General features: G+C 65.4%; 13 protein-coding genes. 4 read left to right on the forward strand and 9 right to left on the reverse strand.

All coding sequences use genetic code 11. The features are described 5' to 3' along the window. Positions 1-2: 2 nt before the first annotated feature. The 5 genes from RZR99_RS17450 to RZR99_RS17470 form a co-directional block, all read right to left on the reverse strand. Positions 3-1,169, reverse strand: a complete 1,167-nt coding sequence (locus tag RZR99_RS17450) for an ABC transporter permease subunit (protein WP_323121013.1) — start codon at positions 1,167-1,169, stop codon at positions 3-5. 10 nt (positions 1,170-1,179) lie between these two features. Beyond that, positions 1,180-2,130 carry a branched-chain amino acid ABC transporter permease gene (locus tag RZR99_RS17455; protein ID WP_323121014.1) on the reverse strand — a complete coding sequence of 317 codons (951 nt, stop codon included), beginning with the start codon at positions 2,128-2,130 and terminating at the stop codon, positions 1,180-1,182. A gap of 214 nt (positions 2,131-2,344) precedes the next feature. Beyond that, positions 2,345-3,415 (reverse strand): hypothetical protein, encoded by a 1,071-nt coding sequence (locus RZR99_RS17460; RefSeq protein WP_323121015.1) that lies wholly within the window; start codon positions 3,413-3,415, stop codon positions 2,345-2,347. 209 nt (positions 3,416-3,624) lie between these two features. Beyond that, complete coding sequence (ispH, locus tag RZR99_RS17465) at positions 3,625-4,605, reverse strand: 4-hydroxy-3-methylbut-2-enyl diphosphate reductase (RefSeq protein ID WP_323121016.1); 981 nt, start codon at positions 4,603-4,605, stop codon at positions 3,625-3,627. 2 nt (positions 4,606-4,607) lie between these two features. Further along, positions 4,608-5,063, reverse strand: coding sequence for an FKBP-type peptidyl-prolyl cis-trans isomerase (locus RZR99_RS17470; protein WP_323121017.1), 456 nt, complete (start codon positions 5,061-5,063; stop codon positions 4,608-4,610). Between the two features lie 137 nt (positions 5,064-5,200). On the opposite strand from RZR99_RS17470, the gene radC reads away from it, so the two are divergent. The 4 genes from radC to nadB all read left to right on the forward strand — a co-directional run bounded on the left by radC (position 5,201) and on the right by nadB (position 8,368). Next, positions 5,201-5,929, forward strand: coding sequence for a RadC family protein (radC, locus tag RZR99_RS17475; protein WP_323121018.1), 729 nt, complete (start codon positions 5,201-5,203; stop codon positions 5,927-5,929). Positions 5,930-6,194: 265 nt separating this feature from the next. After that, the gene (rpmB, locus tag RZR99_RS17480) at positions 6,195-6,428 is read left to right on the forward strand and encodes a 50S ribosomal protein L28 (RefSeq protein WP_004186391.1); all 234 of its coding nucleotides are present in this window, start codon (positions 6,195-6,197) and stop codon (positions 6,426-6,428) included. Between the two features lie 17 nt (positions 6,429-6,445). Beyond that, positions 6,446-6,613, forward strand: a complete 168-nt coding sequence (gene rpmG, locus RZR99_RS17485) for a 50S ribosomal protein L33 (protein WP_007586229.1) — start codon at positions 6,446-6,448, stop codon at positions 6,611-6,613. A 165-nt stretch (positions 6,614-6,778) separates the two neighbouring features. Further along, on the forward strand, positions 6,779-8,368 hold the full coding sequence (gene nadB, locus RZR99_RS17490; RefSeq protein ID WP_323121019.1) for an L-aspartate oxidase: 1,590 nt from the start codon (positions 6,779-6,781) through the stop codon (positions 8,366-8,368). A gap of 116 nt (positions 8,369-8,484) precedes the next feature. Here nadB and nadC read toward each other — a convergent pair whose 3' ends face one another. From nadC to RZR99_RS17510, 4 genes are all read right to left on the reverse strand, one after another. Further along, on the reverse strand, positions 8,485-9,366 hold the full coding sequence (gene nadC, locus RZR99_RS17495) for a carboxylating nicotinate-nucleotide diphosphorylase (RefSeq protein WP_323121020.1): 882 nt from the start codon (positions 9,364-9,366) through the stop codon (positions 8,485-8,487). Then, entirely contained in the window at positions 9,363-10,499 is a 1,137-nt protein-coding gene (gene nadA / locus RZR99_RS17500) for a quinolinate synthase NadA (protein WP_323121021.1), read from the reverse strand. The genes nadC and nadA overlap by 4 nt, the downstream gene beginning before the upstream one ends. A gap of 116 nt (positions 10,500-10,615) precedes the next feature. Beyond that, the gene (locus RZR99_RS17505) at positions 10,616-11,812 is read right to left on the reverse strand and encodes a DesA family fatty acid desaturase (protein ID WP_323121022.1); all 1,197 of its coding nucleotides are present in this window, start codon (positions 11,810-11,812) and stop codon (positions 10,616-10,618) included. 194 nt (positions 11,813-12,006) lie between these two features. Further along, positions 12,007-13,362: a mechanosensitive ion channel family protein gene (locus RZR99_RS17510; protein ID WP_323121023.1), complete on the reverse strand. Its 1,356-nt coding sequence runs from the start codon at positions 13,360-13,362 to the stop codon at positions 12,007-12,009. Positions 13,363-13,377 lie beyond the last annotated feature (15 nt).

Here is a 13,377-nt window from a genome sequence, read left to right on the forward strand (position 1 = left end):
CGTTACGCGCGCGCCGGCTTCTTGCCGCGCTTCGCCAGTTTCGCGATCCTGTCCTCATGCTTCGGCGCCGGCCAGATGCCTTCCGAGCGATACAGCATGATGAGCACCATCGCGAGGCCGTACAGGCCCTGACGGATCACTTCCGTATCGATGATGTCGTGGCCGAACAGCGCGTGCTGCAGCGGACTCATCGTCGAGCGCAGGAATTCAGGGAACACCGCGAGCAGCACCGCGCCGAGAATCACGCCGGGGATGTGCCCCATGCCGCCCAGCACCACGCAGGCGAGCACGACGATCGATTCCCAGAACGTGAACGATTCGGGCGACACGAAGCCCTGGAACGCGCCGAACATCGCACCCGACAGGCCGCCGAACGACGCGCCCATCGCGAACGCGAGCAGCTTCACGTTGCGGGTGTTGATGCCCATCGCCTTGGCGGCCACCTCGTCTTCGCGGATCGCGGCCCACGCACGGCCGATGCGCGAGTGCTGCAGGCGCGTACACACCCAGATCACGCACAGCGCGGCGATCACGAACAGGTAGTAGTACATGTAGACCGACGGCAGCGTGAAGCCGAAGATCGTATGCGTCTGCGCCAGGTTGAAGCCGGCGATCGACACGGGATCGATCCCCGTCACCCCCTGCGGCCCGTTCGTGATGTTCACCGGCCGGTCCAGGTTGTTCATGAAGATCCGCACGATCTCGCCGAAACCCAGTGTCACGATCGCGAGGTAGTCGCCGCGCAAACGCAGCGTCGGCGCGCCGAGCAGGATGCCGAACAGCGCGGCCACGGCCATCGCGATCGGCACGATCACCAGAAACGGCACGTGCAGGCCGCCCGGCACCAGCTGCGCGATCCACTCGAAATTGTTCGTCAGGTGGGGCGAGCTGAGCAGCGCGGCCGTATAGGCGCCCACCGCGTAGAACGCGATGTAGCCCAGGTCGAGCAGGCCGGCGAAACCCACCACCACGTTGAGCCCCAACGCGAGCATCACGTACAGCATCGCGAAATCGAGCACGCGCACCCAGTAATTGCCGCCCGCCGCCCCGATCAGGAGCGGCGCGGCGACCACGAATGCGGCGACCAGAATGCCGACGGCATAGGTCTTCGCGCCTTTGCGTTCTTCCACGAGCGACGTCGACGTTTCGATCGGTTGAATGGATGTCATGTTGTTCTCCTTACGCACGATCGGCAACGCGTTCGCCCAGCAGGCCCGACGGGCGGAATACCAGCACGATGATCAGCACGATGAACGCGAACACGTCCTGGTAGTTGCTGCCGAACACGCCCCCCGTCAGATTGCCGATGTAGCCCGCGCCGAGCTGCTCGATCAGGCCGAGCAGCACGCCGCCCACCATCGCGCCGCCGAGGTTGCCGATCCCGCCGAGCACCGCGGCCGTGAACGCCTTCATGCCGGGGATGAAGCCCATGTAGAAGTGCACGTTGCCGTATTCGGACGCGATCATCACACCGGCCAGCGCGGCCAGCGCGGAGCCGATCATGAAGGTCGCCGAGATCACGAAGTTCGGATTCACGCCCATCAGGCTCGCCGTGTTCGGGTTCTCCGCGATCGCGCGCATCGCCCGGCCGAGCTTCGTCTTGTGGACCAGCAGCAGCAGCCCGGCCATCACGAGGAACGCCACCGCGATGATCACGATTTCGGTCACCGAGATCACCGCGCCCGGTGTCGTGTCGGTCGCATGAATCACGTTGATCGGATTGGTCGGCAGCAGTTGCGGAAACGGCAGCGGGTTGCGCGACCAGATCATCATCGCGGCCGTCTGCAGCAGGATCGACACGCCGATCGCGGTGATCAGCGGCGCGAGGCGCGGCGCGCGACGCAGCGGCCGGTACGCGACCCGTTCGATCGTGAAGCCGACGCACGCGCAGACGACGGCGGCGATACCCAGGCCGATCGTCAGCGTCGCGACGTTGCCAAGCTCGGGGAAATGGTTCTGCAGCACCGTGATCGCGGACAGCGCAACCATCGCGCCGATCATCAGCACGTCGCCGTGCGCGAAGTTGATGATGCCGAGAATGCCGTACACCATCGTATAGCCCAACGCGATGATGGCGTAGACACTGCCGAGCACCAGCCCGTTGAGGATCTGCTGGACGAAAATATCCATTTAAAGCTCCTTGGCCCGTGCAGCTGGATGAACGCTGCGCCCCGCCGATCAAGCGGCGGCATCGCGTCATCTCAACGACACTGCGGGTACTAATAAACCGGTAAGGGTAATGTCGCCCCGGCGCACGCCGCGCGGCCTGTATCGCCGCGCGCGCTACCGGAACGGATACAAAAACGGCACCACACTGGGTCCGGTGCCGTCGCGAGTCCCGTCGCTACTTCGTCACGACATCGAGGACGGTTTTCCTTGCCTCCTTGAAGTCGTAGAGCGTCTTCGCGCCATCGTTCCGCGAGTCCGCCGGATTGCCCGCGAGTCCGCCGAGCGCCGGCTGGCGTTCGGTGGACGGCATCCCGGACAATCCGGCGAACCCGCCGGCCGATGCGGCGCGCTTTCGTGCGTCGACGTTCACGCAAACAGCGTCTCGCATGAACGGCGCGACTGCTTGCGCCGGTGTAGGCAGGCGTGCTTCGTCGTACCGCATGACGTCCGCGCCGTTCGCCGTGCCCGGCAACGGGGATTCCCCGCCCGGCCGGCTCCGGTTCCGCCGCGCGAATGCCGCGCGCTCGACCACCCTGGCGGGCTTCACACCGCCGCCGCCAAGGATTTGTGCTCCGTTGCCGAGCGCCGCCCGCATGGCGGGCAAGCTGCTCGCGGCGCCCGCGCGGCCGGCATGGCCGGCGCGGGGCGCGCATTCGATGTCGTGTCGCGTGCAGACGAGCGCGCGCGCACGCGCGGATGCCAGTGCCGCATGATCGGGATGCATCGACGAGGATGAGGTTTGCACGATGTTCGAGTCGCTTTCGGTGTCCGACGCCGGGACCGGCGCATCCGCATGCAGATGTCCGACCGCTGCCGTCCCCCGGCTGTCCTGCCATTGCGTAGCAACTTGCGTGCCGGTCGGGATTCCCGCGGCGCGGCGGCGGCCCGCCCGCCGTGCATCGTCCGGCCGACGCGCGAGATGGCCGACGACGAAAACCGGCATTTGTGCATGGATCGCCGCACCCGGCCGAGCGCCATGGGCATTATTTGCGCCCACGTCGCGCCTGCCCGAGTCGGCCGCGCGCGTCCGGCCGATTCGGCCTGTGCCGGCGGCAGACACCCCGCGGATCCGCTCATTCGCGGCCGCCGATCCTTTCGATGCCGCCCCACTATTGCGGCAACCGGCAGGCATTGCAACCACAGCGGCAACGGGCCCGGCGTAAGCCAACTTCACATGCATCGAATAGGTCTCCCGCGCCTTGCAAAAACCACGTCTTATGGCCTCCGGGCCTGAAAACGGGCGCATTGTAACTCTATTTATAGAACGACCAATATTCCTGATTCGACAGGGTTTTCCTGCATTGCAACCTTTTTTGAGTCCTTGGTTTTGCCTTGAATAGCAACCCAGTTGCACCACTGAAAGGCTGCAGGGTTGCTCTCGTAAGAATTGTCGCCCAAAACAAAAGCGCGCCCAAGGCGCGCTTTTGTCGACGGAAAGGCAGATGAAAGGCGAAGTTAGGCGGCGGGCGGCAAGTTCAGACCACGCGGCAACGGGAACGACACGCTCTCTTCGATCCCCTCGAGCGCGCGCACGTTGCGCACGCCGAGTTCGCGCAAACGGGCGATCACGGCCTGCGCGAGCACTTCCGGCGCGGATGCGCCCGCCGTCACGCCGATCCGGCGCTTGCCGGCCACCCAGGCGGGGTCGATCTGATCCGGCGCGTCGACCATGTAGGCCGCGACGCCGCGCTTCTCGGCGACTTCGCGCAAGCGGCTCGAATTCGAGCTGTTGGGGCTGCCGACGACGATCACGACGTCGCACTGCGGCGCCATGAACTTGACCGCATCCTGGCGATTCTGCGTTGCATAGCAGATGTCCTGCTTCTTCGGCTCGCGAATCGCGGGGAATTTCCGCTTCAGTGCGCCGATGATCTCGGCCGCGTCGTCGACCGACAGCGTGGTCTGCGTGACGAGCGCGACGCGCTCCGGATCGGGCAACTCGAGTGCGACGACATCCTCGACACTCTCGACGAGGTGCATGCCGCGCTCGACCTGCCCCATCGTGCCTTCCACTTCCGGGTGGCCCTTGTGGCCGATCATCACGATGTCGACGCCGTCCTGGCGCATCTTCGCGACCTCGACATGCACCTTCGTGACGAGCGGGCAGGTGGCGTCGTAAATGCGCAGGCCCCGCACGTCCGCCTCGTCGCGCACCGCCTTCGAGACGCCGTGCGCGCTGAAAATCACCGTGTTGCCGGCCGGCACGTCCTCGAGTTCCTCGACGAAAATCGCGCCTTTTTTCTTCAGATCCTCGACCACGTACTTGTTGTGGACGATTTCGTGGCGCACGTAGATCGGCGCGCCGTGCATCGCGATCGCGCGCTCGACGATCTCGATCGCACGGTCGACGCCCGCGCAGAACCCGCGCGGCTGCGCAAGCAGGATTTCGGCGTCGGCCGCGACGGTCGGACCGGAAAGCGTATCCGTGGAGCTCATGATTACAGGATCCCGATGATTTTCACTTCGAACGCGAGCGCCTGCCCCGCGAGCGGATGGTTGAAGTCAAAGAGGGCGGAGGTTTCGCCGATTTCCTTCAGCACGCCCGCATAGCGGCCGCCGTCCGGCGCGTTGAACTCGATCAGGTCGCCCGGAGCGAACTCTTCGCCGACCATGCCGTTCTCGCGCAGCGTCGCCATCGACACGCGCTGAATCATGTCCGGATTGCGCGGCCCGAATGCCTGCTCGGGCGTTAGCTGAAAAGTCGAATGGTGGCCCGCCTTGAGCCCGATGAGAATGTCTTCCAGCGACGGCGCCAGTTGCCCGGCGCCGAGCAGCAGCGTAGCCGGCTTGTCGGCAAACGTGCTGACGATATCCGCGCCGTCGGCCAGTGCAAGCCGGTAGTGCAGCGTGACGTGGGAACCGGGCTTCACTTCGGAAATATCGATGAGGCTCATGAGTGACTCGTTCAATCAGCGCCTGAAACGGCCAAGCGGCCCAGCGCAAAACCCGTATTGTAAGTCACCTGAGCGATCGGGGCTGAGTACAGGGCGACATTCGCGTTGCGGCCGCGCAGAAATGGGAGAGAGGTCCGATGCAGATCCGTTCACCCGCGTGCGACGAAACCGCGCAGGCATCCCGCCTCGAGGCGGCAACCGCCGCCGAGCGAGGCCGCGACCTGCCGCGCGAGCGGCTGCTGGAGCGCGGCGCCGCGGCGCTGTCCAATGCGGAATTGGTCGCCCTGCTGCTCTGCACCGGCCTGCCCGGTCACGACGTATTCTGCGTCGCGCACGCGCTCCTCGACCGTTTCGGCTCGCTGCGCGCACTGCTCGACGCCACGCCCCGCGATTTCGGCGGGCTCCGCGGCATCGGGCCGGCACGCACGGCGATGCTCGTCGCGGTCATCGAACTGGCGCGTCGCGCGCTCGCCGAGAAGGCGCGGGAGTTGCCGCTGATCGATTCGCCCGGCGCGGTCGAGGACTATTTGCGGCTGCTGATCGGCACCCGGCCTCACGAGGTATTCGTCTGTCTGTTCCTCGACGCGCGGCACCGGCTCGTGCAGACGGAGGAAAGCGCGCGCGGGTCGCTGACGCGGATGGCCGTCTATCCGCGCGAAATCGTGCGCCGCGCGCTGTCGCTCAACGCGGCCGCGCTGGTCGTCGCCCATAATCACCCCTCCGGCGCGGTACGCCCCAGCGCCGAGGACCGGCGGCTCACCCGGGTGCTGCACGATGCGCTCGCGCTGGTCGACGTCCGCCTGCTGGATCATTTCGTGGTGGGCGCGCACGAAACCTTTTCGTTCGCGCAAGCCGGCTGGATGTAGTCGCGCGCGCGGCCCGGAAGCCCGCCCCAGGCGGCCCGGGCCGGACCGAGCGCGCAAGCGGGCGGCATGCCGAAATTGGGTTTGATTTTCCTGATGTTTTTCTGTTAGAATCGCCGTCTGACTTTTTTCCAACCAGTTCTGAAGCCACCGAAGGCCTTGTTATCCGTATCAAGGGCATTTCGAGCGCGACCAAGGATCACGTGGTCGTTCAAGGAAACCTTCACCGGCGGTCGAACCCCGAATTCAGCGTATTAGGAGTGCTCTCATGGCACGCGTATGCCAAGTAACTGGGAAAGCGCCGATGAGCGGCAACAACGTTTCCCACGCCAACAACAAAACGAAGCGCCGCTTCCTGCCGAATCTGCAAAACCGCCGGTTCTGGGTGGAGAGCGAAAACCGCTGGGTGCGTCTGCGCGTCTCGAACGCCGGCCTGCGCCTGATCGATAAGAACGGCATCGATTCCGTGCTCGCAGATCTGCGCGCACGCGGCGAAGCCTAAGCCTAAGGAGCTCAATCATGGCAAAAGGCGCACGCGACAAGATCAAGCTGGAGTCGACCGCTGGCACGGGTCACTTCTATACGACCACGAAGAACAAGCGCAACATGCCGGAAAAGATGGAGATCATGAAGTTCGATCCCGTCGTCCGCAAGCACGTGGCGTACAAAGAAACCAAGATCAAGTAATCTCCGGTTTCCACGCGCTTCACGACAAAAGCCCCGCCATCGCGGGGCTTTTTGTTTTGGCGAGCGCACGCCGTCCGGCCCGACGCGGTATGCTCTGCCCTTTCCGCTCATGGGTAGCGCACGGCGGGAAAGATAAGACGAAAAGCGCGGAAACGGAGATGCAGCATGGATTTCGATGTGGCTATCGTGGGCAGCGGCCTGGCAGGACTCTCGGTCGCGCTTAACCTGGCCGAAACGCGGCGGGTCGCGTTGATCGCGAAGCGATCGATCATGGAAGGGGCAAGCGATCACGCGCAAGGCGGTATCGCCGCGGTGCTCGATTCGACCGATAGCGTGGAGAACCACGTCCGCGATACGCTGATCGCGGGGGCCGGCCTCTGCGACGAAACCGCCACGCGTTTCATCGTCGAGCACGGCCGAGGCGCAATCGAATGGCTGATCTCGCAGGGCGTGCCGTTCACCCGGGACGACGCCGCCGAGCTCGGCTTTCACCTGACCCGCGAAGGCGGCCACAGCCATCGCCGCATCATCCACGCCGCCGACGCGACCGGCCACGCTGTGCTCGCGACGCTGAGCGAACGCGCGCGACGCCATCCGAACATCACGTTCTTCGAAGACCATCACGCGATCGACCTGATCACGTCGGACCGGCTCGGCCTGCCCGGCCACCGCTGCCTCGGGCTCTACGCGCTCGATGTGCAAAGCGGCCGCACCGTTACCATCGAAGCGCCGCATACGGTGCTTGCGACAGGCGGCGCCGGCAAGGTCTATCTGTATACGACGAACCCCGACACCGCGACCGGCGACGGCATCGCGATGGCCTGGCGGGCCGGCTGCCGCGTCGCGAACATGGAGTTCATCCAGTTCCATCCGACCTGCCTGTTCCACCCGTACGCGAAGTCGTTCCTGATCTCCGAAGCAGTGCGCGGCGAAGGCGGCCTCCTCAGACTGCCCGACGGCACCCGCTTCATGCCCGCGCACGACGAGCGCGCGGAGCTTGCGCCACGCGACATCGTCGCGCGGGCGATCGACTTCGAAATCAAGAAGCGCGGGATCGACTGCGTGTTCCTCGACATCAGCCACCAGCCGGAAGCGTTCCTGCGCGAGCATTTCCCGACGATCCACGCGCGCTGTCTCGAGTTCGGCATCGACATCGCGAAACAGCCGATCCCGGTCGTGCCGGCCGCGCACTACACCTGCGGCGGCGTCGTCACGGATCTGGCCGGACGCACCGATCTGGCAGGCCTGTACGCGGTGGGCGAAACGTCATACACCGGTCTGCACGGCGCGAACCGCCTGGCCAGCAATTCGCTGCTCGAATGCCTGGTGATCGGCCGCGCGGCGGCCGAGGCGATCGAGCAAGCGGGCTATGAGTCGGCCGCGCACGGACCGCTGCCCGCGTGGGACGAAAGTCGCGTCTCCGATCCGGACGAGGAAGTCGTCGTCGCACACAACTGGGACGAACTGCGCCGCCTGATGTGGAACTACGTCGGCATCGTGCGCACCGACAAGCGCCTGGAACGAGCACGGCACCGCCTCACGCTGCTGCGCGACGAGATCCACGAGTACTACGCGAATTTCCGGGTGAGCCGCGATCTGCTTGAACTGCGCAATCTGGTCGACGTCGCCACGCTGATCGTTGACGGCGCGCAGGCACGGCGCGAGAGCCGTGGGCTGCACTTCAGCCGCGACTGGCCGTTGCCGCTGCCGAAGACCCTGCCGACCGTACTGTCGCCGCGCGGTCCGAACGGGTAAGCGGCATCACGCCGGTCCAGGCGTCTGCGCGCTGCGCAACAGAAAAAAGCCGTTGGCCACGCATCGCGCCAACGGCTTTTTCATGGGGTCGGGGGCTCCCGGCCCGATCGCTCGGCCTAATCGACGATCCGCATCGAGAAGTCCGTCGCGCGCACGTCCTTCGTCAGCGCGCCGATCGAGATCCGGTCGACCCCGGTTTCCGCAATCGCGCGGACCGAATCGAAATTGACGCCACCCGATACTTCGAGCACCGCCCTGCCGCCCGCGACGCGCACCGCATCGCGCATCATGTCGAGCGTGAAATTGTCGAGCAGCACCGATTCCGCACCGTGCGCGAGCGCCGTATCGAGTTGCCCGAGCGTCTCGACCTCGACCTGTACCGGTACGCCGGCCCGCAACGCGAACGCCGCATCGAGCGCCTCGCCCACGCCGCCCGCCGCGGCAATGTGGTTCTCCTTGATCAGGATGCCGTCGTAGAGCGCCAGACGCTGGTTCGCGCCGCCGCCCACGCGCACCGCGTACTTCTGCGCCAGCCGCAGGCCCGGCAAGGTCTTGCGGGTGTCGAGGATGCGCGCGCGCGTCCCCGATATCCTGTCGATGTAGCGACGCGTCGCGCTCGCGACGCCCGACAGCAGCTGCAGGAAATTGAGGCCGTTGCGTTCGCCCGTCAGCAGCGAACGCGCAGGGCCCCGCAGTTCGCAGACGGTCGAACCCGCCGCCATCCAGTCGCCTTCGCGGTACTGCCATTGCACGTCGATCGCCGGATCGATCGCGCGCATCACCGCACCGAACCACGGCACGCCGCACAGCACCGCGTCCTCGCGCACGATGATCCGCGCGGTGCGCGCCGCGCCGTCGGGCACGAGGCGCCCGGTCTGATCGCCGCTGCCGACGTCTTCCGCCAGCGCATCGGCCACGTTGCGCGCGAGCGCCGCCTCGAATGCCGCGCCGTACTGCTGCGTGATTTCCGCGTACAGCGGAGAAACCGCGTCCTTCATGCCGCCCCCACGTTGGAAAACAGTTGCGCGTCGCGCTGCAGATCGCCGCTCGCCTGAACACGCTGCTTGTGGCGCGCGGCGAAATCCAGCATCCGGTCGATCGGCACGCGAGCCCGCTGGCCCAGCGCCGGATCGACGAAGATCTCGTTGTGGCCGCGCTCCAGCACGTCGGCCAGATTCGTCAGCCCGTTCATCGCCATCCACGGGCAATGCGCGCAGCTCTTGCAGGTCGCGCTGTTGCCGGCCGTCGGCGCTTCGATGAAGGTCTTGCCGGGCGCCGCGAGGCGCATCTTGTGCAGGATGCCGAGATCGGTGGCGACGATGAAGTGCGACGCGTCGAGCCTGACCGCCGCATCGATCAGTTGCGTCGTCGAACCGACCACGTCGGCGAGCGCAACCACGTTCTCCGGCGACTCCGGATGCACGAGCACCTTGGCATGCGGGTGCTCGGCGCGCAGCAGTTCGAGTTCGATGCCCTTGAATTCGTCATGGACGAGGCACGACCCTTGCCACATCAGCATGTCCGCGCCGGTTTTCTTCTGGATATAGCCGCCGAGATGGCGGTCCGGCGCCCAGATGATCCTTTCGCCGCGCGCATGCAGATCGGCAATGATCTCAAGGCCGATCGACGACGTGACCATCCAGTCGGCGCGCGCCTTCACGGCTGCGCTGGTATTCGCGTAGACGACCACCGTGCGATCGGGATGCGCATCGCAGAACGCGGAAAACTCATCGACCGGGCAACCGAGATCCAGCGAGCACGTCGCATCGAGATCGGGCATCAGAATCCGCTTGCCGGGGCTCAGGATCTTCGCTGTCTCGCCCATGAAGCGCACACCGGCGACGATCAGCGTCTGCGCGTCGTGATCGCGGCCGAAACGCGCCATCTCGAGCGAATCCGCCACGCAGCCGCCCGTCTCGTCGGCCAGCTCCTGCAGATCCCCGTCGACATAATAGTGCGCGACCAGCACCGCCTTTTCGCGCTTGAGCAGCGCCTTGACACGCGCTTTCAGCGCATCGCGCTGTGCGGCGGACGGCGTATCGGGCACCTTCGCCCACGCCTGTCCGACGCCGCACACCGCCCCCGCCGAGAGCGGCCGGTCGTATTCGACGGGTTTGATCGCCGATTGCATTGTGATCTCCTCAGCCCTGCTGATCGGCCGCCCGCCTGTGGGAAACGGACGGCCCAAATGAAAAAACCCCGCCAACGCGGGGTTTGTGACGTCCTGAAATTCTAATCGATTTCAGATCAGGCGTAGCGCCGCAGGCGCGTCGCGAATTCCTGCAAAGCCTTGATGCCGCTTTGTTCGGCGCGGTGACACCAATCCTGCAATTGAGCGAGCAGCTGTTCGCGCGACGCGTTCGAACGATCCCAGATCGCGGCCAGATCCTTGCGCAGCTGGAAGTAGGTGTGCAGCTTCTGGCTGTTCGCGAAGATTTCCGGCAGCAGACGCTTCTGCGGCTCGTCAAGGCCCGCCTCGTCCTTGTGGAACCACTTGCGCGCGCCGTGCATCAGCTGATACTTCTCGCGAGCGCCCAGTTCCTTCAGATGCGCGAGCTCCTGGCGATACGCGCGCTTCACGGCCTTGCCGTAACGCGCCATCACTTCATAGCGGTTCGACAGCACGGCTTGCAGCGTTTCCTGGTCCAGCACCGCCTTGCGCGCGGCGAGGCGCGGCGTCGGCGCGATCTTCTTCACCTTCGCGAGCCGGAACGCCGACATGATACGGATGTACATCCAGCCGATGTCGAACTCATACCACTTGTTCGACAGCTTGGCCGACGTCGCGAACGTATGGTGATTGTTGTGCAGTTCTTCGCCGCCGATCACGATACCCCAGGGGAAAATGTTGGTGCTCGCATCGGCCGCGTTGAAGTTGCGATAGCCCCAGAAGTGCGCGAGACCGTTGACGACACCCGCCGCCCAGAACGGGATCCACACCATCTGCACCGCCCAGACGGTCAGGCCGACGAGCCCGAACAGCGCGACGTCGATCACCATCATCAGGCTGATGCCGAGGATCGGGTACTTCGAATACAGATTGCGTTCGATCCAGTCGTTCGGCGTGCCGTGGCTGAACTTGCGCATCGTCTCTTCGTTCTTCGCTTCCGCGCGGTACAGTTCCGCCCCTTCGAGCAGCACCTTCCAGATGCCGCGCGTTTGCGGGCTGTGCGGATCTTCCTCGGTCTCGCACTTCGCGTGATGCTTGCGATGGATCGCCGCCCACTGGCCGGTCAGCATGCCCGTGGTAGTCCACAGCCAGAAGCGGAAGAAGTGGCTGGCGACCGGATGCAGGTCGAGCGCACGGTGCGCCTGGCAGCGATGCAGATAAACGGTGACGCCGATGATGGTGATGTGCGTCACGACCAGCGTAAACAGCACGATCTGCCACCACGAGAAGCGCAGCAGCCCGTTAGCCAGGAAATCGAGCAGGGAATTCAACAAGGCAGTTACCTGTGAAAGTTGCGACGCCGGGACGAACCGCCCGCGTCAAGAAAATGAAAGCATATCGCTTATCAGGACGAAATTTTACTGCATCTGTTCCAAGTCTTTGTAAAAAATGAACATTTTTTGCCGCAACGCAATACGGTTCCAGTCCGCTCCCGGACTGGAACCGTCATTTCGTCCCGTTGCGCAGGTCAGTTTTGCCGGATTCCCGGCCCGGCGATGTCTCCGGGCGCCTTGCCGGACGGGGCAAAGCCTTCCGGCAGGCCGACCACGCGCACTTCGCGCTGCGGAAACGGGATCGAAATCCCGTGTGCGGCAAAAAGCCGCCAGATGTTGCGGTTGACCGACGAGCGCACGCCCGCCGTCCCCTTCGCCGCGTCGGCGATCCAGAAGCCGAGTTCGAGATCGACGCCGTCCGCGCCGAAGCTCGCCAGGTACGGCGTCGGTGCCGGTTCGGCGAGCACCCGGTCGACGCCTTTCGCCGCGTCGGCCAGCAGCGTCATCGCATACTCGACATCGGTCGTGTACGCGACCTGCACCGCCACCTTCGCGTACCCGCGCGTCAGGTAGGACGACTGGTTCTGCACGACGTCGGTGATCAGCTTCTCGTTCGGGATCAGCGTCTCGTTGCCGTCGAGACCGCGCACGACCGTGTAGCGCGTGCGGATCTGCGTCACCACCCCCTGCAGGCCGCCGACGTTGATCGCGTCGCCGAGCCGGAGCGACCGGTCGAGCAGGATGATGAAACCCGACACGTAGTTGCTGGCGATCTTCTGCAGCCCGAAGCCGAGCCCCACGCCGAGCGCGCCCCCGAACACCCCGAGCACCGTCACGTCGATGCCGACGAGCGACAGGCCGATCAGGACCGCCGCGACGATCAGCAGCGCGCGACCGATCCGCGACAGCACGACCTTCAGGTTCGCGTCGAGCGTCTGCGCGCGCATCAGGCGCTCTTCCATGACGGAGCCGAGCCACATCGCCACGATCAGCGTCACGCACACCCACAGCATGCCGGACACCAGCGAGAGCAGCGTCAGGTGCGCATTCGCGACGCGGAACTGCACGCTGTCGAGCCAGTTCAGCACGTCGCGCTGAATGCCGAGCACCGTCAGCACCATGCCCGCCCACACGATGATCGACGCAACCTTCTCGACGACCGACAGCCACGCATGGGTATGCCCGTCGCGCGCGAATACCCGCCGCGCGACGAAGAACAGGATGTAGATGAGGCCGATGCCGAACAGCGGCACGAGCGCGAGCTGCAGCAGCGAGGTCGAGATGACGTCGTCGAGGGCGAGCTGGACCAGCCATGCGGCGATCCCGCCCATCAGCGGGAACAGCGCGCGATTCAGGCTTTGCGCGCCGGCGCCCGGCGAGCGGCCGGCCGCGCGCCGGCGCGCATCGAGCCGCCCGCGCAGATAACGCGCCGCGAACCACGCGACGCCCAGCGCGCCCACCAGCGCGAGGGCCTGCCAGAGCATCACCGGCTGGCCGAAGTCGCGGATGACGCTTTCGAGCCGATGGGACAGCAAACGGTTCGGAACCATGCGCCGGGCCGCCGC

The sequence above is a fragment of the Burkholderia alba genome (assembly GCF_034721475.1).
GTDB lineage: Bacteria > Pseudomonadota > Gammaproteobacteria > Burkholderiales > Burkholderiaceae > Burkholderia > Burkholderia alba.